Source organism: Streptomyces sp. bgisy027, assembly GCF_057710365.1.
In genome coordinates this window covers 1-18603 of record NZ_JBYIVZ010000079.1, presented here as the reverse complement: position 1 = coordinate 18603, position 18603 = coordinate 1, and the positions used below count along the sequence as shown (strand labels likewise).

Genomic DNA, 18603 nt, shown 5'->3' with positions numbered 1-18603 from the left:
GATTCGGCGCCCCTTCGTCGCAGGGCTCGACGAGGGTTCGGCGGCCGCGCGTGCGTCGTGGCGTGTCGCGCAGTTCCCCGCGCCCCTGGGCGTCTAGAACTTGTTCTTCGGAGTGATCCCCAGCGACAGTCCCGAAAGGCCCCGCTGCCGGCCGCCCAGCTTGCCCGCGATCGAGCGCAGAGCCGAACCCGCCGGGCTGTCCGGGTCCGTCAGGACGACCGGCTTGCCCTCGTCGCCGCCCTCGCGCAGGCGGACGTCGATCGGGATGCTGCCGAGGACCGGGACGTTCGCGCCGGTCGTGCGGGTGAGGCCGTCGGCGACCGTCTGACCGCCGCCCGTGCCGAAGACGTCGACCATCTCGCCGCAGTGCGGGCAGGGCAGGCCGGACATGTTCTCGACCACACCGACGATCTTCTGGTGGGTCTGGACGGCGATCGAGCCGGCCCGCTCGGCGACCTCGGCGGCGGCCTGCTGCGGGGTCGTCACGACCAGGATCTCGGCGTTCGGGACCAGCTGGGCGACGGAGATGGCGATGTCACCGGTGCCCGGCGGCAGGTCCAGGAGCAGGACGTCCAGGTCACCCCAGTACACGTCCGCCAGGAACTGCTGCAGGGCGCGGTGGAGCATCGGGCCGCGCCAGACGACGGGTGCGTTGCCCGGGGTGAACATGCCGATGGAGATGACCTTCACGCCGTTCGCGGACGGCGGCATGATCATGTTCTCGACCTGGGTCGGACGCCCGTCGGCGCCCAGCATGCGCGGCACGCTGTGGCCGTAGATGTCGGCGTCGACGACGCCCACCTTGAGGCCGTCGGCCGCCATCGCCGCCGCCAGGTTGATCGTGACGGAGGACTTGCCGACGCCGCCCTTGCCGGAGGCGACCGCGTACACACGGGTCAGCGAGCCGGGCTTGGCGAAGGGGACCTCGCGCTCGGCCTGGCCGCCGCGCAGGGCGTTCGCCAGCTCCTTGCGCTGCTCGTCGCTCATCACGTCGAGCGTGACGTCGACGCCGGTGACGCCCTCGACCGCGGAGACGGCGTCCGTCACGCGCTGCGTGATCGTCTCGCGCATCGGGCAGCCGGAGACCGTCAGGTACACGGTGACCGCGACCGCACCGTCCGCACCGATCTCCACCGACTTGACCATCCCGAGTTCCGTGATGGGGCGGTTGATCTCGGGGTCGTTCACCGTCGCCAGTGCCTCGCGCACCGCGTCTTCCGTAGCCATAAGGACGATGGTACGGCCCGGTGGCCATGCGCCGGAAAGGCTGTCACCGGTCGTCTACGTCACGTCCGCGCGACCGATCCGCCGGGAATACCCCGTGCCCGCGGTGGCCGTTGCCCAGCTCCTCCAGCTCCCGCATCAGATCCTGGAGCTCGGAGCGCATCCAGTCGCGGGTGGCCACCTCGCCCAGGCCGATGCGCAGGGAGGCGATCTCGCGGGTCAGGTACTCGGTGTCGGCGATGGACCGCTCGTTCTGCTTGCGGTCCTGTTCGAGGTTGACCCGGTCGCGGTCGTCCTGCCGGTTCTGCGCGAGCAGGATCAGCGGGGCGGCGTAGGAGGCCTGGAGGGAGAGCACCAGGGTCAGGAAGATGAACGGGTACTCGTCGAACTTCAGCTCGCCGGGTGCGAAGACGTTCCACAGCACCCACATGATGATGACGACCGTCATCCAGACGATGAACCGTCCGGTGCCCAGGAAGCGCGCGATGCGCTCAGAGAGCCGTCCGAAGGCCTCCGGGTCCCACTCGGGCAGCAGCCGGCGGCGCGGCGGACGGGGTTGGTCGAGGCGCGCACGGGGCGCACGGGGGGCCGCGGTGGCGCCCGAAGCCATGCGCTCGCGGGTGCCCTCACGCTCATGCACCATGCCCCGACACCCCCTGGCCCGCGTCGTCGTCCAGGTGGAACTCCGTCTCCCGCCAGTCCTCGGGCAGCAGATGGTCCAGCACGTCGTCCACGGTCACCGCCCCCAGCAGCGACCCGGAGTCGTCCACGACCGGGGCCGCGACCATGTCGTACGTCGCGAAGAACCCGGCGACGACCGGCAGCGCGGCATCCGGCTCCAGCGCTTCGAGCGCCTCGTCGAGCAGCGCGCTGACCAGCGTGTACGGCGGGTCGCGCAGCAGGCGCTGGAAATGGACCGTGCCGAGGTACTTGCCGGTGGGCGTCTCGTCGGGCGGGCGGCAGACGTAGACCTGGGCGGCGAGGGCCGGGGACAGGTCGGGGTTGCGGACCCGGGCGAGGGCGTCGGCGACGGTGGCGTCGGGGCGCAGGATGATCGGCTCGGTGGTCATCAGACCGCCGGCCGTGTGCTCCTCGTACGCCATCAGGCGGCGCATGTCGGCCGCGTCGGCGGGCTGCATCAGGCTCAGCAGCCGCTCCTGCTCGTCCGTCGGCAGCTCGCCCAGCAGGTCGGCCGCGTCGTCCGGGTCCATGGCCTCCAGGACGTCGGCGGCGCGCTCCTGCTTCAGCTTGCCGAGGATCTCGATCTGGTCGTCCTCGGGGAGCTCCTCCAGGACGTCGGCCAGGCGGTCGTCGTCGAGGGCGGCGGCGACCTCGGCGCGGCGCTTGGGGGAGAGGTGGTGCAGGACGTTGGCGAGGTCGGCGGGCCGCAGCTGCTCGAAGGTGGCCAGCAGGCTCTCGGCGCCCTGGCCCTGCTCCTCCAGCGAGAAGCCGGTGACGGCGGACCACTCGACGGTCAGCGACTCGCCCTTGGCGCGCCGCAGCGGACCGCTCCGGCCGCCCTTGCGCACGAACACCTTGTCGATCTCCCAGTCCCGGCGGGCCGGGAGCTGTCCGACCGACAGATCGAGGACGGTGACCTCCTCGCCGGTCTCGACGAGGGTGACGCGCCGGTCGAGAAGCTCGCCGAAGACGAGGCGCTCGGTGGGGCGCTGCTCGAAACGGCGGACGTTGAGCACGCCGGTGGTGATGACCTGGCCGGACTCGATGCCGGTCACACGGGTCATGGGCAGGAAGATCCGGCGCCGGGTGGAGAGTTCGACGACGAGGCCGAGCAGCCGCGGGGGACGCCGGCCGACCCGGAGCATGACGACCAGATCGCGGACGCGGCCCACCTGGTCGCCGTTCGGGTCGAAGACGGCGATACCGGCGAGATGCGAGACGAAGATCCGGGGAGCGCCGGCTGCCATGGCTTCAGGCTCCTTTGCGTCCGGGGTGTGCGGTGTTGCTGTCGCGGCTGCGCTGCCGTGCCGCCTTGTGTCGAATTGCCCGCTCGGGTGGGCTTCAGGCTAGCCCGTCCGGATCCGATACGCCCTGGTGAGAGGTGCGGATGGACTGGCTCCGCCTGGGGGGTGACGTGCGGGTACGCTGCCGTACGCCGCTCAGGTCCCACGACAGAAAGGCAGCCCCACCTGTGACTGCGATTCCCCAGGGTCGTACTCGCCGGGCCGCGCTGGTGACCGCCATCTGCGCCCTGGTCGTGTCGGGAACGGGACTGACGGGATGCAGTGAGGACCCGGACGAGGGCACCAACGGGGTCGGCAAGCTGCCGGTCGCCGAGATCCAGCGCAAGACCCGCACCGCGGCGGACACCGCCGAAGCGGTGCACCTGTCGGGGAACCTGGTCACCAGCGGGCGCACCTACAAGATCGACATGCAGCTGAAGGCCGACGGGGCGACGGGGTCGGTCACCGCGCAGGGGTCCACGTTCCAGCTGCTGCGGATCGGCGAGCAGCTGTATCTGAAGGCGGACTCCGGCTTCTGGAGCGACGCGGGCGACGACGGCAAGGCGGACGCCGGGGCCGTGGACAAGCTGAACGGCAAGTACGTGAAGGTGCCGCAGGGCGACCCGGCGTACAAGAAGTTCAGCGGTTTCACGGACAAGGACGTACTCCTCGACGGCCTGTTGACGCTGCACGGCGAAGTGGCCGCCGACGGCCGCTACGAGCAGGCGGGCGTCCGCACCATCCGCATCGCCGGCGACAAGGGCTCCGGCGGCACCCTGGACGTCTCCCTGGAGGGCGACCCGTATCCCCTGCTGCTGACCCGGGCGGGCGGCGGAGGCACCCTGACCTTCTCCGACTGGGGCAAGGACTTCGCCCTGGAGAAGCCGAAGAAGGGCGACACGGTGGACTACGGCAAGCAGCTGCCGACGTCTTGACCGACTGAAGCGGCCTCGGCGCCTTCAGCCGCGGTGCGGCAGTGCCCTTCAGGGGCGCGGGGCTGTATCGATGTACGGCTCCGCCGCGTGGGCGCGACCGGCCACGACGGCGCGGCGGACGATCGACGGCCTATCGCGAGGCGCTCCGTCTCCGCTTCAGCAGCAGTCGCGGCAGCCCCGCCGGAACCGGCCGACGCGTCGTCGCCGCGGACGGCAGCGGAGCCTCGGCCAGCGAGCCCTCCGGCAGCGCCGCGACGGTCCCGGTCGGCTCCAGCCGCAGCACCCGGCACTCACGCGCCCAGCGCTCGGTCATCGCCTCGCCGTCGGGGGCGTTCAGGCGCTTGCCCTTGAGCTCGGCGACCGTCGCCTCCCACTGCTCGGAGCCCGCCCCGAGCTCGACGACCTTCGCGGTCCAGGAGACCAGCCGGCCGCCCTTGTCCTTGCTGCGGACCGTCACCTCGGCCTCGGCCCCGTCGGCCAGCCCCGGCAGCGGCTGCTCACCGGGACCGTCGCCGACGACACACGCCGCACCCTCGTGCCACGTGTGCCACAGCGCCCGAGCCGGGGCACCGGGGCCCCTGACCCAGACGAGGCCTGACTTCTTCGTGGCCTCCTCGACGAGGGCCTGGTCGAGCAGCTCGCTTGTCATGCCCCAAGACTATCCAGCGCCGCCCGACTCGGCTGGGCCCGCTCAGAGCCAGCCGTTGCGCTTCAGCGTGCGGTGGATGCCGAGACAGATCGCCACCGTGACGCTGAGGATCACCGGGTAGCCGTACTTCCAGTGCGTCTCGGGCATGTAGTCGAAGTTCATGCCGTACACACCGCACACCATCGTGGGTACGGCGATGATCGCGGCCCACGAGGTGATTTTCCGCATGTCCTCGTTCTGCGCCACGGACGCCTGGGCGAGGTTGGCCTGGAGGATGGAGTTGAGGAGCTCGTCGAAGCCGATGACCTGCTCGTGCACGCGGGCGACATGGTCGGCGACGTCCCGGAAGTACTTCTGGATGTCGGGGTCGACCAGCCGCATCGGACGCTCGCTCAGCAGCTGCATGGGCCGCAGCAGCGGCGACACCGCCCGCTTGAACTCCAGCACCTCACGCTTGAGTTGGTAGATCCGGCCGGCGTCCGTGCCGCGCGGCGTGCCCTTGCGCCCCGGCGAGAACACCTCGGTCTCCACCTCGTCGATGTCGTCCTGCACCGCGTCGGCGACGGCGATGTACCCGTCGACGACGTGGTCGGCGATGGCGTGCAGCACGGCCGACGGGCCCTTGGCGAGCAGCTCGGGGTCGTCCTGGAGGCGGTGCCTCAGCGCCCGCAGCGAGCCCTGCCCGCCGTGCCGGACGGTGATGAAGAAGTCCCGGCCGGTGAAGCACATGACCTCGCCGGTCTCGACGACCTCGCTGTTGGCGGTGAGCTCGTCGTGCTCGACGTAGTGGATGGTCTTGAAGACGGTGAACAGGGAGTCGTCGTAGCGCTCCAGCTTGGGTCGCTGGTGCGCCTGCACCGCGTCCTCGACGGCCAGCGGGTGCAGCCCGAACTCGCCCGCGATACCGGAGAATTCGGCCTCGGTGGGCTCGTGCAGCCCGATCCACACGAAGCCCCCGTCGCGCCGCACCTGGCGCATCGCCGCCTGCGGGGTCAGCGGCCTGTCGGTCTCCAGACGGCGGCCGTCACGGTAGACGGCGCAGTCGACGACGGCCGAGGGGGTCGCGGGGTCGCGGGTGGTGTCGTAGGACCCGCTGTCCTTGCGCAGCGACGTACGGGCCGGACGGACCGCGGCGCGCAGGTCTCGGATCATCGACATGAGCAGGCTCCTTCGCAACGGGCAACGAAGCTCGGAGGGCCGCAGCACGGCTGGAACTGCCCGGAATGGGGACGTCCTGACGTGAGGATGTTTGGCACGTCCACAAAGCGGGGAGCACCGCACCGTTGCGGTGGTGGGCTTCGTTGCTGATTCAGATCAGACCGATCAGGCAAAGCGAAACGAAGTGCTCTTCCGTGGGAGGACGCGAGCGTGAAAGGACGGCGGTCAGCCGGAGCGGAACAGCCGGATCAGCTACATCAGCGGCGGGAAGAGCGAGTGGTACTGCACGGTCGACTTCGATCCATGACAGCCCCACCTCCTCCGGCCGGTCCCTCGTGAGGGACGTTCCATACCCCTTTCGGGGTTCCCCGTAGGGGAGTTTTCATCGGCGTCGGGACTCGATCGCGACTTCCCCAGAGCCTCAAGGGCCTGGGTGGTACCCCCATCAGCGTGCTGCCCGAACACCGGGCAAGAGTATCAGCCGACTGAAGTGTCAAGGCGCTGCTTTGCCCGGTACTGACGAGTTCTATGCTCGCGGCATGGCTGATGTTCTTCCACTGGTCGAGGCCCGGTTGCGCACCGCGCTGGGCGAACCGGGCGCCCGTGCGGCGGTCACCTTCCTCGGTACGGACCGCATCGAGGTGCTCCGTTTCCAGGAGGGCGACATCGTCCGCTACGCCACGCTGGGCATGTCCGCGCAGCCCATGAACGACCCCACCGCGATGGTCGCCGACCCGGTCGAGGGCGCCCGCGCGGAGCTGGTCCTCTCGGTGCGCGCCGGAGTCGCCGACACCGACAAGGTGCTGCGCCCGCTCGCCGTGCTCGCCGCTTCCCCGCAGGTGGAGGGCCTGATCGTGGCTCCGGGCGCCTCGCTGGACGTCGGTGAACCGCTGTGGCCCGGTGCCCCGTTCACCTCGGTCCTGGTCGCGGAGCCGGGCGGCCTGGTCGAGGACCTGGAGCTCGACGAGCCCCTCGACCCCGTGCGCTTTCTGCCGCTGCTGCCCATGACGCCGAACGAGGCGGCCTGGAAGCGGGTGCACGGCGCCCAGGCCCTCCAGGAGCGCTGGCTCACGAACGGTACGGACCTGAGGGATCCCGCCCGCAGGTCCGTACCGCTGGAGTGAGGAACCTCACCAACCGGTGGCTGAAAAGCGTCAGTTGGCGAACGCGCTGACGCTGTCCTGCGTGGCGCGCTTCGTCTCCGGTTCCCCGGCCTCGCCGGTGAGTGCCCTGCGCCGTACGACGACCACGAGCGCGCCCGCGAGGGCCGTGACCGCGGCCACCACGAACGGGACGCGGGGGCTGCCGGTCCACTCCTCGATCCGCGGCGCGAAGAAGGGCGCTGCCGCCGCCGCGAACCAGCGCACGAAGTTGTAGCCCGCGCTCGCCACCGGGCGCGGCGCGTCCGAGACGCCGAGCGCCAGCTCCGTGTAGACGGTGTTGTTCACGCCGATGAACGCGCCGGACAGGATCGTGCAGACGACGGCGGTGGCGTGGTCGCCGTAGCCGAGGACCAGTACGTCCGCCGCGAGCAGCACCAGCGACCCGCCGAGCACCTTCAGCGAACCGAACCGCCTCTGCACGCGCGGCGCCACGACGACCGAGAACACCGCCAGCAGCACACCCCAGGCGAAGAACACCGCGCCCGACCGGTACGGGCTCATGTGCAGCACGAACGGCGTGAAGGCCAGCACGGTGAAGAACGTGTAGTTGTAGAAGAACGCCGAGGCCGCCGCGGACGCCAGGCCGCCGTGGCCGAGCGCCTTGAGCGGGTCCAGCAGCGAGGTCTTGCGGGCCGGCCTGGGCTGCTCCCTCAGGAACGCCGCGATGCACAGGAAGCCGACGGCCATCAGGGCGGCCGTACCGAAGAACGGGTAGCGCCAGCTGGCGTCGCCGAGCAGTGCGCCCAGCAGCGGTCCGCACGCCATGCCGAGGCCGAGGGCGGACTCGTAGAGCAGGATCGCCGCCGCGCTGCCGCCGGCCGCCGCGCCGACGATGACCGCGAGGGCGGTGGAGACGAAGAGCGCGTTGCCGAGCCCCCAGCCCGCCCGGAACCCGACCAGTTCGCCGACGGATCCGGAGGTGCCCGCGAGACCGGCGAAGACCACCACGAACGCGAGGCCGAGCAGCAGTGTCCTGCGGCCGCCGATCCGGCTGGATACGAAACCGGTGAGCAGCATCGCGACGGCGGTGATGAGGAAGTACGAGGTGAAGAGCAGGGAGACCTGGCCGGGCGTGGCGTTCAGGCCGCCGGCGATGGACGGCAGGATCGGGTCGACGAGTCCGATGCCCATGAAGGCGACGACGGACGCGCCGGCGGTCGCCCAAACGGCCCGCGGCTGTCGCAGTGGGCCGCCCGCTCCCGCGTCGAAGGGGTCCATACCGTTCTCCAATCCGGACCGAGCTGGTTGGCTGATACACAGAATATGTTAGCTAGACTAAATAATGCAAGCTACATCTAACCCGGCGGGATCCGGGTTTCCTGTGCCGTTCCGTCCGGATGGGTGATCGTCCTTGACGTGGCGCACAAGGGGTAGGACCGTGGGGGCCTATGAGGGGCGAACCCAGTTGCCCGAAGTGTGGTGGCCGGGTCAGGGCTCCCGGACTCTTCGCCGACACCTGGCAATGCGATGTGCACGGCACCGTGCATCCGGTGCAGCCCGTGATCCCGCCCAGCGTCGAGGCCCTCGGTGTGGTCGTGCATCGCACGCAGGTGCCGGTCTGGATGCCGTGGCCGCTGCCGATCGGCTGGCTGTTCACCGGAGTCGCCAGCGCGGGTGACGACCGCAGCGGCGGCAGAGGAAGCGTGGTGGCCTGCTCCGGGCCCGGACCGCTCGGCGGCATGGGCGAGATGATCCTGGTCGCGGAGGAACTGGGCGTCGGTCTCGGCGCGCGCTACGCGGGCATCGACGGCCCGGACCCGGGGTCGTACATGAACGTCGAGAAGCCGCCCCAGGCCAAGGTTCTCGCCGCCGGGCGTCCCACGCCGCTGTGGCATGTGTCGGGCACGCCCGACGACCGGGCCGTGTTCGCGGGGGAGGCGCTCGGGATGTGGCTGTGGGCGGTCATGTGGCCGGAGCAGTCGGGGCTGCTGATGTACGACGAGCTGGTGCTGACGGATCTGCGGGATGCGGGGGCCGAACTGGAGCTGGTGCCCTGCGGGGCGCTGTCGCCGCGCTTGCTGGAGCCGTAGCACCCGCGGGGGTGGGGGTGCCGTTCGGCCGGCGGCTGCGGGTGCGTCGTGGTCGATCGCGCGGTTCCGCGTGCCCCTGGGTTCGCTGATGTAAGGGGCGCTCGGCTGTACGGGGGTGACAGTGGCCGCTGAAGAACTGGTTATCCTTGAGCGGCCCCTTCCGTGTCGTCCCGTCTGGAGTTCGCGTCGTGCGTATCGATCTGCACAGCCACTCCACGGCGTCCGACGGTACGGACACGCCCGGTGAGCTGGTGCGCAACGCCGCCGCGGCCGGGCTGGACGTCGTGGCGCTCACCGATCACGACACCACCCGTGGGTACGCCGAGGCGATCGCCGCGCTGCCGGACGGGCTCACGCTCGTCACCGGCGCCGAGCTCTCCTGCCGTATCGACGGCATCAGCATGCACATGTTGGCGTACCTCTTCGATCCCGAGGAGCCCGCGCTGCTCGCCGAGCGGGAGCTCGTGCGGGACGACCGGGTGCCCCGGGCCCAGGGGATGGTCGCCAGGCTCAACGCGCTGGGCGTGCCCGTCACCTGGGAGCAGGTGCTGCGGATCGCCGGGGACGGCTCGGTCGGGCGGCCGCATGTCGCCTCCGCGCTGGTCGAGCTCGGGGTCGTCCCGAGCGTGAGCGACGCCTTCACCGAGGACTGGCTCGCCGATGGCGGGCGGGCCTATGTGGAGAAGCACGAGACCGACCCGTTCGAGGCGATCCGGCTGGTCAAGGCCGCGGGCGGGGTGACCGTGTTCGCGCATCCCGCTGCCGCCAAGCGCGGCCGTACGGTTCCGGAGTCCGCGATCGCCGAGCTGGCCGCGGCCGGCCTCGACGGCATCGAGGTCGACCACATGGACCACGACCCCGACACCCGCGCCCGGCTCCGCGGGCTCGCCAAGGAACTCGGGCTGCTGCCGACCGGGTCCAGCGACTACCACGGCAGCCGCAAGACCTGCGTGCTCGGTGAGTACACGACGGATCCCGAGGTGTACGGCGAGATCACGCGACGGGCGACCGGGGCGTTCCCCGTGCCGGGGGCCGGCGGAGCCCGGGCCTAGGGTCTGACGCCCAGGTCGATCACCTTCACGTTCGTTTCGGGGCACCCGGCGCCGCCGGTCGTTCCCGTCCGTTCCCGTCCGTTCCCATCCGCGGAACAACTGCCCACAGCGGTAGCGGCACTGCTCGGCGCTGCCCGCCCACCGCGCGTTCACACTCACCTCGCAAGGCCCCTCACGCATGTTCGACGTCGCCGTCTTCGGCTCCCTGTTCCTGACCCTGTTCGTCATCATGGATCCCCCCGGGATCACCCCGATCTTCCTCGCGCTCACCGCCGGCCGGCCGGCCAAGGTGCAGAAGCGGATGGCCTTCCAGGCCGTCTGCGTCGCGGGCGGTGTGATCGCGGTGTTCGGGCTCCTCGGCCATCAGATCCTCAACTACCTGCATGTCTCCGTCCCCGCGCTGATGATCGCGGGCGGGCTGCTGCTCCTGCTGATCGCGCTCGACCTGCTCACCGGCAAGACGGACGAGCCGAAGCAGACCAAGGACGTCAACGTCGCCCTCGTCCCGCTGGGTATGCCGCTGCTGGCCGGGCCTGGCGCGATCGTGTCGGTCATCCTCGCCGTGCAGAAGGCCGACAGCGTCGCCACGCAGGTGTCGGTGTGGGCGGCGATCGTCGCCATCCATGTCGTGCTGTGGCTCGTGATGCGGTACTCGCTGCTGATCATCCGCGTCATCAAGGACGGCGGCGTCGTCCTGGTGACCCGGCTCGCGGGCATGATGCTCTCCGCGATCGCCGTGCAGCAGATCATCAACGGCGTGACCCAGGTGATCCAGGGCGCCTGAGCCGCGGGCGCGGGGCGCCGCACGGAGGAACGGAACCCGCGTACGCGTGAAGCCCCCGTACGCGCGAAGCCCCCGTACGCGCGAAGCCCCCGTACGCCGTGAGTGGTGTACGGGGGCTTCGAAGCTTCTGAGGTGATCCGCGGCTGTTACGAGGCCGTGGTCTCGGCGGGTCGGATCCACAGCCGCTGCCCCGTCGCGGCGGCCTGCTGAACGATCCGGTTGACGGAGGCGGCGTCCACGACGGTGCTGTCCACGGGGGTCCCGTCGAACTCGTCGAGTCGCATGATTTCGAAGCGCATGGCTTCTCCCTTCGTCTGGTCATCCTCCTGCGGAGAACTACTCGGTTAGACACCTAGACAACGTGCTTCACGTTACAAACATTCCCTACGCTAAAGAAATTTTTCGAACGGCTAACTACTGACCGGTAAGGGGTTGCCCGACGATCAAGAGGAGACTGACCGGGACCGGTTGTGTTCGCAGCGTGACCGCCGGGACAATGGAGGCGATGAACGACGACCCCGGCGCACTCTCCGCCCGCATCGAACGCACCAACGAGCTGCTGCAACGCATGCTCGCCGAGGTGGCGAAGACGCCCTCCACCCATGCGATCTTCGTCGACGCGGGCTACCTCTACGCGGCCGCGGGACGACTGGTCGCCGGGACCGAGGACCGCCGCGCCTTCGACCTGGACGCCGAGGGCCTGATCGAGGCGCTCATCGACCGGGCCCGCACGATCTTCGCGGACAGCAGGCTGCTGCGGGTCTACTGGTACGACGGCGCCCGGCGCCGCATCCACACCGCCGAGCAGCAGTCGATCGCCGAACTCCCGGACGTGAAGGTGCGGCTGGGGAACCTCAACGCCAACAACCAGCAGAAGGGCGTCGACTCCCTGATCCGGACCGACCTGGAGTCCCTCGCCAGGCACCGCGCCATCAGCGACGCAGCCCTGCTCGGCGGTGACGAGGACCTGGTGTCGGCGGTCGAGGCGGCGCAGGGGTACGGGGCGCGGGTGCACCTGTGGGGGATCGAGGCACCGGAGGGCCGCAACCAGGCCGAGCCGCTGCTCTGGGAGGTCGACAGCCAGCGCACCTTCGACCTCGACTTCTTCAAGCCGTACGTCTCCCGGCGCACGGCCGCCTACGAGGCGGCGGGAACCCGGCCCTCGCGGGAGGACGTGCGGTTCGTCGGCGCGCAGATCGCGGCGAAGTGGCTCGCGGCGCGCGGCCGGGAGTCACTCGTGGAACTGCTCCCCGGGCATCCCTATCTGCCCGGGTCGGTGGACCAGGACCTGCTGGTGGAGGCGGAGGGCCTGCTCCAGTACTCGCTGCGGGGGCAGGCGGACCTCCGCCGGGCCCTGCGGGACGGGTTCTGGGAGCATCTCCAGGCGCAGTACTAGGGAGGGCGCGCCAGGAGCCGCTCTTGCCTCGGCCCGCGGGCCGCTACGGGCTGACCGTCCCCGTCTCGGTCATCGCGGCGCGATCGGACTCGCTGCACAGGACGCAGAACTCATTGCCTTCAGGATCGGCGAGGACGGCCCAGCCCGCGCCGTCGGGCTTCCGGCGATCGGCGACGAGGGTGGCACCGAGATCCAGCAGCCGCTCGACCTCCTCCTCGCGCGAGCTCGTCGGGCGCAGGCACAGGTGGATCCGATTCTTGATCGTCTTTGGTTCCGGCACCTCGTTGAAGTGCAGCAGCGGGCCCTCCGGAAGCATCACATCGATCTCCGGATCGCCGGGCTCGTCCTGTGGATGCAGCGGACAACCGGTCACCTCGCTCCAGAACCGAGCCAGCTCATAGGCGTCCGTACAGTCGATCGCCACGTTCTGCACCACCGAGACCATGCGGGTGAGCATGCCTGAGGACCGCTCGGTCCGCCACCAGGCTACGGAGCGTGAGAACCGGCAGCCTCCGGCGACCGCGTCGGAGGACGACTGTTCGCGGCGGGCCCTAAGCGTCGGACCCTCCGCCGCTCTCGGCGTCCCGCACGCTGTCCCAGAAGTCGGCGGTCGCTCGGGCCGTGGGCAGTGGCTGGTCGGCGTTGGGGGAGTGCTCGGCGCCGGGGATGATCGTGCGGCGGGCCTTCAGCCGGGCGGCCATGTCGTCGAGCACCGGGACCGGCCAGGTGTCGTCGCTGGCGCCCGACAGGACATGGAACGGCAGCGGGAGGGCGGCGAGTTCGTCGACGCGATCCGGTTCCGTGGTCAACTGGCGTCCGGTGGCCAGGAGTTGGGCGGGCTTCGTGCCCAGCCAGCGGCGCCGCAGCAGGTCCTGGCCGCCGATGCCCCTGGCCGGGCCGCCGACCTCCTCGGGCGGACCCATGGCGAGGATCGCCTCCCAGGTCTCGGTCATCGTCATCACCGCGAGCGCGTCCCGCAGAAGCTTCACGCGCTGCTGCTGGGAGTCGGAGATCTGCGCGGGCCCCGATGCCATGAGGGTGAGCGACCGGAACGGCGTGTGGTCGATGAGCACCGCCGCGCGGGCGATCTGGCCGCCCAGGGAGTGGCCGAAGAGGTGGAGCGGGGTGTCGCGGGCGCCGAGTGCCTCCGCCTGCGCCAGCACGTCCCGCGCCAACTCGCCCCGTGCGTAAGCGGATTCGTCGTCCTCCGGGCCGTCCGACTCGTGCTGCCCGCGTCCGTCCACGGCGATCGTGCGGTAACCGCGTGCCGCCAACGGCTCCTGCATCAGCGTGAAGTCCTCCTTGCTGCCGGTGAACCCGGGGAGCAGGAGGGCGGTACCGCGGGCTTCGACACCGGCGGCGACAGGGTGGTCGACGACGGCGAAGGCACCGCGGGAGGTGTCGAGGGAGTAGGCGCGGGCGTTCGGCGGCGGGGTGAAGGCGGGTGGGGTGGTCACGAGGGGGAGGGTAGCGGGTGTCCTTGAACTCCCTGAGCGCTGCGTGCGGGGGCTGGGGCCGGGGGTGGGGCCGGGGGTGGTGGGTAACGGCGGGTGGCTCGAACCTGGCGAGTGCCGGCGAGGGGGCGGCCTGCTGCGGCTGGCCGAGGGTTGGCGACGGGGCGGCCTGCTGCGGGTGATTGAGGCTGTCGGCTGGGGTGTCCTGACCTGGCTGGCCGAGGCCCTTGGCGGGGGCGGCCTGCCGTCGCTGATCGAGGCTGCCGACAGGGGCCTGCTGAGGCTGATCGAGGCTGTCGGCAAGGGCCCTGACCCGGCTGACCGAGGCTGTTGGCGGCGATCTGCACCGGTCGGCCGACGTTGCCGGTAGGGGCGCCCTGCCCCGGCTGCAGCGCGCTGCCGGCGAAGGCCCGCCCCGGCTGACTGACGAGACGCCGACGGCCCGGCCCCACGCGAGGTGGGACCGGGCCGTCGTACGGGAGATCAGCTCTCCGTGGGCTCCGCGGCAGCCGTCGCCTTGCGCGTGCGGCGTGCCTTCGGCTTGGCCTCCGTGGCCTCGGCCGTGCCGGTCGCGGACTCCGCGGTGGCTGCGGCCTTGCGGGTGCGGCGGCGCGGGGCCGGCGCGTCCGTGGCCGTCGGCTCCTGCGTGGCCTGGGCCGGGATGTCGGCGACCTCGCCGGCCGCGGTGGACGCCGCGGTCTTGCGGGTGCGGCGTGCCTTGGGCTTGGCCTCGGCGGCTTCGGCCGTGTCGGCAGCGGTCTCCGCGGCGGCAGTCGCCTTGCGGGTCCGGCGCGGCTTGGCCTCGGCGGCCTCCGGCTCGGCCACGGTCGCGGCGGTCTTGCGGGCGCGGCGCGGCTTCGCCTCCGTGCCCTCGGCTGTGTCGACGGCGGCCTCGGCGGTGGCCGCGGTCTTGCGGGTGCGGCGCGCCTTCGGCTTGGCCTCGACGGCTTCGACAGCCTCAGCCGTGTCGGCAGCGGCCTCCGCGGCGGCCGTCGCCTTGCGCGTGCGGCGCGGCTTGGCCTCGGCGGCCTCCGGCTCCCGGGCCGTCTGGGCCGGGATGTCGGCGGCTTCGGCGGTGGCCGCGGTCTTACGGGTGCGCCGTGCCTTCGGCTCGGCCTCGGTGGCCTCGGCCGTGTCGACGGCGGCCTCGGCCGCAGCCGTCGCCTTGCGGGTGCGGCGGCGCGGCTTGGTCTCCGTGGCCGGCGCCTCCAGTACGGCCTCGGCGGTGTCGACGGCGGCCTCGGCCGTCGCTTTACGGGTGCGGCGGCGCGGCTTGGTCTCCGTGGCCGGGACCTCCTGTACGGCCTCGACCGTGTCGACGGCGGCCTCGGCTGTCGCCTTACGGGTTCGGCGGCGCGGCGTGGTGGCGGGAGCCTCCTCGGCCTCCGTGACCGGCGGCGCCGTGGCGGGCTCGGAAGCCTGCACGGCCTCCGCCGCGGGAGCCACCGCCTCGGCCGAAGTCGCCTGCGGCTCGGCCGACTTGCGGGTGCGGCGACGGCGCGGCTTGGCCGGGGTCTCGTCCGCCGTGTCCAGCGACGGGCCCTCGGCCGTCTCGACCGCGGTGGTCGCCGCGGTCGCCTCCGACACTGCTCCGCCACGGGTGCGGCGACGGCGGCGCGGGGTGCGCGACTCGGCCGGGCCGGCCTCGGTGGTCTCCTCGCCGGCGCCCGCGGCCGGTGCCGACGTCGCGTCCAGCGGGGAACCGCCACGCGTACGGCGACGGCGACGCGGCGTGCGTGCCGAGCGCTCACGGTCCGGCGAGGACGAACGGGACTCGTCCCGGCCGCCCCGGCCACCGCGACCGCGCGCACCGCGTCCGCCGGTCTCGCCGAGGTCCTCGACCTCCTCCGCCGCCAGCCCGGCGCGCGTGCGCTCCGAGCGGGGCAGAACGCCCTTCGTGCCCGCGGGGATCTTCAGTTCCTCGAAGAGGTGCGGGGACGTGGAGTACGTCTCCGGCGGGTCGTTGAAGTCCAGCTCCAGGGCCTTGTTGATGAGCTGCCAGCGCGGGATGTCGTCCCAGTCGACCAGCGTGATCGCCGTACCCGTGTTGCCCGCGCGGCCGGTACGGCCGATGCGGTGCAGGTACGTCTTCTCCTCTTCCGGCGACTGGTAGTTGATGACGTGCGTGACACCCTCGACGTCGATGCCGCGCGCGGCGACGTCGGTGCAGACGAGGACGTCCACCTTGCCGTTGCGGAAGGCGCGCAGCGCCTGCTCGCGGGCGCCCTGGCCGAGGTCGCCGTGGACCGCGCCGGAGGCGAAGCCGCGGCGCTGGAGCTGCTCGGCGATGTCGGCGGCCGTGCGCTTGGTACGGCAGAAGATCATCGCGAGCCCGCGGCCCTCGGCCTGCAGGATGCGCGCGACCATCTCCGGCTTGTCCATGGAGTGCGCGCGGTAGACGTGCTGCGCGATGTTCGCGACGGTCGCGCCCTCGTCGTCCGGCGCGGTGGCGCGGATGTGGGTGGGCTGCGACATGTAGCGGCGCGCGAGGCCGATGACCGCGCCCGGCATGGTCGCCGAGAACAGCATGGTCTGGCGGCGGGCCGGCAGCATGTCGATGATCTTCTCGACGTCGGGCAGGAAGCCCAGGTCGAGCATCTCGTCGGCCTCGTCGAGGACGAGCGCCTTGATGTGCTTGAGGTTGAGCTTCTTCTGGCCCGCGAGGTCCAGCAGTCGGCCCGGGGTGCCGACGATGACGTCGACGCCCTTCTTCAGGGCCTCGACCTGCGGCTCGTAGGCCCGGCCGCCGTAGATCGCGAGGACGCGGACGTTACGCACCTTGCCGGCGGTCAGCAGGTCGTTGGTGACCTGCGTGCACAGCTCGCGCGTGGGGACGACGACGAGCGCCTGCGGGGCGTCGGTGAGCGCCTCGGGCCCGACGCGGCCGGCCTCGACGTCGGCGGGGACGCTGACGCGCTCCAGGAGCGGCAGACCAAAGCCCAGCGTCTTGCCGGTACCGGTCTTGGCCTGGCCGATGACGTCCGTGCCGGAGAGGGCGACGGGGAGGGTCATCTCCTGGATGGGGAAGGGGTTGACGATGCCGACGGCCTCAAGGGCCTCGGCGGTCTCGGGAAGGATTCCGAGCTCTCGGAAAGTCGTAGTCAGGGTGCTGCCTCTTCTGTGTGCGCGGTGCGAGGCGAGCGCGGGGGGTCTTTGACGGACCGTGCCGGGGACGTCGGCTGCCTTACGGGCTGGCCGTAGGGCACGGGACCACTGCCGACGCTCTAGCGCTCGTACCGCTGAGGGTGTCCCTCCGGTCGCCGTACGCACAGTGCCGTACGGCCGGGGAGGGCTGTCGGGTCGGAGCCGATCGGGCCACCGACCGGGCATCCTCATAACATGCGGCCCGTCGAGATACGTCTAAGTACTCAGCGGGCGCATTACCACCATACCCCGGAAACGCGCACATGCGATGGCCGAATTGGTCACGTAGTCGGCGTCACAGTGATTGACCAGGGACTTCCGTGACGCGATGAGCGGGCTATTGTGCGCTTCATGACGACGCCTGACAACACCTCTGACGCCTCCGACACCGCCGTCGAACACACCGGGGTCGCCGCCCAGGACTGGGCGCGGGCCTCAGCCGATCCGCAGTACCGGGCCGCTGTCGTGGACCTGCTCGGCGCGCTGGCCTACGGGGAGCTGGCGGCGTTCGAGCGGCTGGCGGAGGACGCCAAGCTGGCGCCGACCCTGGCGGACAAGGCGGAGCTGGCGAAGATGGCGTCGGCGGAGTTCCACCACTACGAGAAGCTGCGGGACCGGCTGACCGAGATCGGTGCCGAGCCGACGCAGGCGATGGAGCCGTTCGTCGCCGCGCTGGACGGGTTCCACAAGCAGACGGCGCCCTCGGACTGGCTGGAGGGGCTCGTCAAGGCGTACGTCGGCGACTCGATCGCCAGTGACTTCTACCGGGAGGTCGCGGCGCGCCTGGACTCCGACACGCGCGGGCTGGTGCTCTCCGTGCTCGACGACACCGGGCACGCGTCGTTCGCCGTCGAGAAGGTGCGGGCCGCGATCGACGCCGATCCGCGCGTGGGCGGGCGGCTCGCGCTGTGGGCGCGGCGGCTGATGGGCGAGGCCCTGTCGCAGTCCCAGCGGGTGGTCGCCGACCGGGACGCGCTGTCCACGATGCTGGTGGGCGGGGTCGCGGACGGCTTCGATCTCGCCGAGGTCGGGAAGATGTTCTCTCGGATCACCGAGGCCCACACGAAGCGGATGGCCGCGCTGGGTCTTGCGGCGTAGCTCGCACGGGCCCCGAGGGGGCTGCGGCGGCACCCGTGGATGCCGGTCGGTGGCGTCAGGGATCCGGCGGCCGGTCCCCGGGGTCTACGCGGTCGCCGAGTGGCGGCGCAGTCTTCCCGCGGGGCGGACCAGCAGGGAGAGCGAGGCGGCGGAGACGATCGCCGCGCCGATCAGGATCACGAAGAGGTTGCCGAAGTCGAGCGCGGTGTGCGTGATGAAGGCGCCGAAGAGGCCGCCGGCGACACCCGTCGACAGGACCAGCGAGCGGGCGGGCAGCCGGTGCGGCAGGCGGTGCGCGGCAGCCCACGCCAGGGCGAGGCCGAGGATCGCGGAGCTGATCGCTTCCAAGAGCATGTTGGGGTCCCTCCCACATGGCCGGCCGGCTCGAAACGGTCGTAGCCCGTCATACCCCTGACCTGCGGAATGCAATCCTCCTCTGTGATCGGGCTGTGCGCCATTCGTGAAGGGGGACACGGGGGGTGCGGGGGGACGAAAACAGGAGGGCCCGGCGAACGAGTCGCCGGGCCCTCCCGTGATGTCTGCCGCGTCGGG

At 71.3% G+C, this 18603-nt stretch carries 18 protein-coding genes; 7 read left to right on the top strand and 11 right to left on the bottom strand.

Annotated elements, in window-relative coordinates:
- Window positions 1–93: 93 nt before the first annotated feature.
- The 3 genes from AC3ETA_RS44815 to AC3ETA_RS44805 are packed head-to-tail and all read right to left on the bottom strand — an operon-like array spanning window position 94 to window position 3152.
- Entirely contained in the window at window positions 94–1227 is a 1134-nt protein-coding gene (locus AC3ETA_RS44815) for an Mrp/NBP35 family ATP-binding protein (RefSeq protein ID WP_432198641.1), read from the bottom strand.
- A gap of 43 nt (window positions 1228–1270) precedes the next feature.
- Window positions 1271–1867, bottom strand: coding sequence for a DUF1003 domain-containing protein (locus tag AC3ETA_RS44810; protein ID WP_432198640.1), 597 nt, complete (start codon window positions 1865–1867; stop codon window positions 1271–1273).
- Window positions 1857–3152, bottom strand: a complete 1296-nt coding sequence (locus tag AC3ETA_RS44805; RefSeq protein WP_432198639.1) for a magnesium transporter MgtE N-terminal domain-containing protein — start codon at window positions 3150–3152, stop codon at window positions 1857–1859. The genes AC3ETA_RS44810 and AC3ETA_RS44805 overlap by 11 nt, the downstream gene beginning before the upstream one ends.
- A gap of 224 nt (window positions 3153–3376) precedes the next feature.
- On the opposite strand from AC3ETA_RS44805, the gene AC3ETA_RS44800 reads away from it, so the two are divergent.
- Complete coding sequence (locus AC3ETA_RS44800) at window positions 3377–4123, top strand: hypothetical protein (RefSeq protein ID WP_432198638.1); 747 nt, start codon at window positions 3377–3379, stop codon at window positions 4121–4123.
- A gap of 130 nt (window positions 4124–4253) precedes the next feature.
- On the opposite strand, the gene AC3ETA_RS44795 is transcribed toward AC3ETA_RS44800, so the two are convergent.
- Window positions 4254–4772 carry a hypothetical protein gene (locus AC3ETA_RS44795; protein WP_432198637.1) on the bottom strand — a complete coding sequence of 173 codons (519 nt, stop codon included), beginning with the start codon at window positions 4770–4772 and terminating at the stop codon, window positions 4254–4256.
- A 42-nt stretch (window positions 4773–4814) separates the two neighbouring features.
- The gene (locus tag AC3ETA_RS44790; RefSeq protein ID WP_432198636.1) at window positions 4815–5930 is read right to left on the bottom strand and encodes a magnesium and cobalt transport protein CorA; all 1116 of its coding nucleotides are present in this window, start codon (window positions 5928–5930) and stop codon (window positions 4815–4817) included.
- Between the two features lie 539 nt (window positions 5931–6469).
- Here AC3ETA_RS44790 and AC3ETA_RS44785 point away from each other — a divergent pair.
- Window positions 6470–7054, top strand: coding sequence for a suppressor of fused domain protein (locus tag AC3ETA_RS44785; RefSeq protein ID WP_432198635.1), 585 nt, complete (start codon window positions 6470–6472; stop codon window positions 7052–7054).
- 30 nt (window positions 7055–7084) lie between these two features.
- On the opposite strand, the gene AC3ETA_RS44780 is transcribed toward AC3ETA_RS44785, so the two are convergent.
- A complete protein-coding gene (locus AC3ETA_RS44780) occupies window positions 7085–8311 on the bottom strand; it encodes an MFS transporter (RefSeq protein ID WP_432198634.1) in 1227 nt (408 codons plus the stop codon).
- 170 nt (window positions 8312–8481) lie between these two features.
- Here AC3ETA_RS44780 and AC3ETA_RS44775 point away from each other — a divergent pair, with 170 nt between their 5' ends.
- From AC3ETA_RS44775 to AC3ETA_RS44765, 3 genes are all read left to right on the top strand, one after another.
- Window positions 8482–9123 (top strand): DUF6758 family protein, encoded by a 642-nt coding sequence (locus AC3ETA_RS44775; protein ID WP_030946705.1) that lies wholly within the window; start codon window positions 8482–8484, stop codon window positions 9121–9123.
- A gap of 188 nt (window positions 9124–9311) precedes the next feature.
- Window positions 9312–10175, top strand: a complete 864-nt coding sequence (locus AC3ETA_RS44770) for a PHP domain-containing protein (protein ID WP_432198633.1) — start codon at window positions 9312–9314, stop codon at window positions 10173–10175.
- Window positions 10176–10353: 178 nt separating this feature from the next.
- Window positions 10354–10959 (top strand): MarC family protein, encoded by a 606-nt coding sequence (locus tag AC3ETA_RS44765; protein WP_093747203.1) that lies wholly within the window; start codon window positions 10354–10356, stop codon window positions 10957–10959.
- 146 nt (window positions 10960–11105) lie between these two features.
- Here AC3ETA_RS44765 and AC3ETA_RS44760 read toward each other — a convergent pair whose 3' ends face one another.
- Entirely contained in the window at window positions 11106–11258 is a 153-nt protein-coding gene (locus AC3ETA_RS44760; protein ID WP_093747204.1) for a hypothetical protein, read from the bottom strand.
- Between the two features lie 206 nt (window positions 11259–11464).
- Here AC3ETA_RS44760 and AC3ETA_RS44755 point away from each other — a divergent pair, with 206 nt between their 5' ends.
- The gene (locus AC3ETA_RS44755; RefSeq protein ID WP_432198632.1) at window positions 11465–12355 is read left to right on the top strand and encodes an NYN domain-containing protein; all 891 of its coding nucleotides are present in this window, start codon (window positions 11465–11467) and stop codon (window positions 12353–12355) included.
- Between the two features lie 43 nt (window positions 12356–12398).
- On the opposite strand, the gene AC3ETA_RS44750 is transcribed toward AC3ETA_RS44755, so the two are convergent.
- The 3 genes from AC3ETA_RS44750 to AC3ETA_RS44740 form a co-directional block, all read right to left on the bottom strand.
- Window positions 12399–12800 carry a VOC family protein gene (locus AC3ETA_RS44750; protein ID WP_432198631.1) on the bottom strand — a complete coding sequence of 134 codons (402 nt, stop codon included), beginning with the start codon at window positions 12798–12800 and terminating at the stop codon, window positions 12399–12401.
- 106 nt (window positions 12801–12906) lie between these two features.
- Window positions 12907–13812 carry an alpha/beta fold hydrolase gene (locus AC3ETA_RS44745; RefSeq protein WP_432198630.1) on the bottom strand — a complete coding sequence of 302 codons (906 nt, stop codon included), beginning with the start codon at window positions 13810–13812 and terminating at the stop codon, window positions 12907–12909.
- 480 nt (window positions 13813–14292) lie between these two features.
- Window positions 14293–16821 carry a DEAD/DEAH box helicase gene (locus AC3ETA_RS44740; protein WP_432198629.1) on the bottom strand — a complete coding sequence of 843 codons (2529 nt, stop codon included), beginning with the start codon at window positions 16819–16821 and terminating at the stop codon, window positions 14293–14295.
- 474 nt (window positions 16822–17295) lie between these two features.
- On the opposite strand from AC3ETA_RS44740, the gene AC3ETA_RS44735 reads away from it, so the two are divergent.
- Complete coding sequence (locus tag AC3ETA_RS44735; RefSeq protein WP_030954029.1) at window positions 17296–18051, top strand: ferritin-like fold-containing protein; 756 nt, start codon at window positions 17296–17298, stop codon at window positions 18049–18051.
- Between the two features lie 84 nt (window positions 18052–18135).
- On the opposite strand, the gene AC3ETA_RS44730 is transcribed toward AC3ETA_RS44735, so the two are convergent.
- Window positions 18136–18405: a hypothetical protein gene (locus tag AC3ETA_RS44730; RefSeq protein ID WP_432198628.1), complete on the bottom strand. Its 270-nt coding sequence runs from the start codon at window positions 18403–18405 to the stop codon at window positions 18136–18138.
- Window positions 18406–18603: the final 198 nt, after the last annotated feature.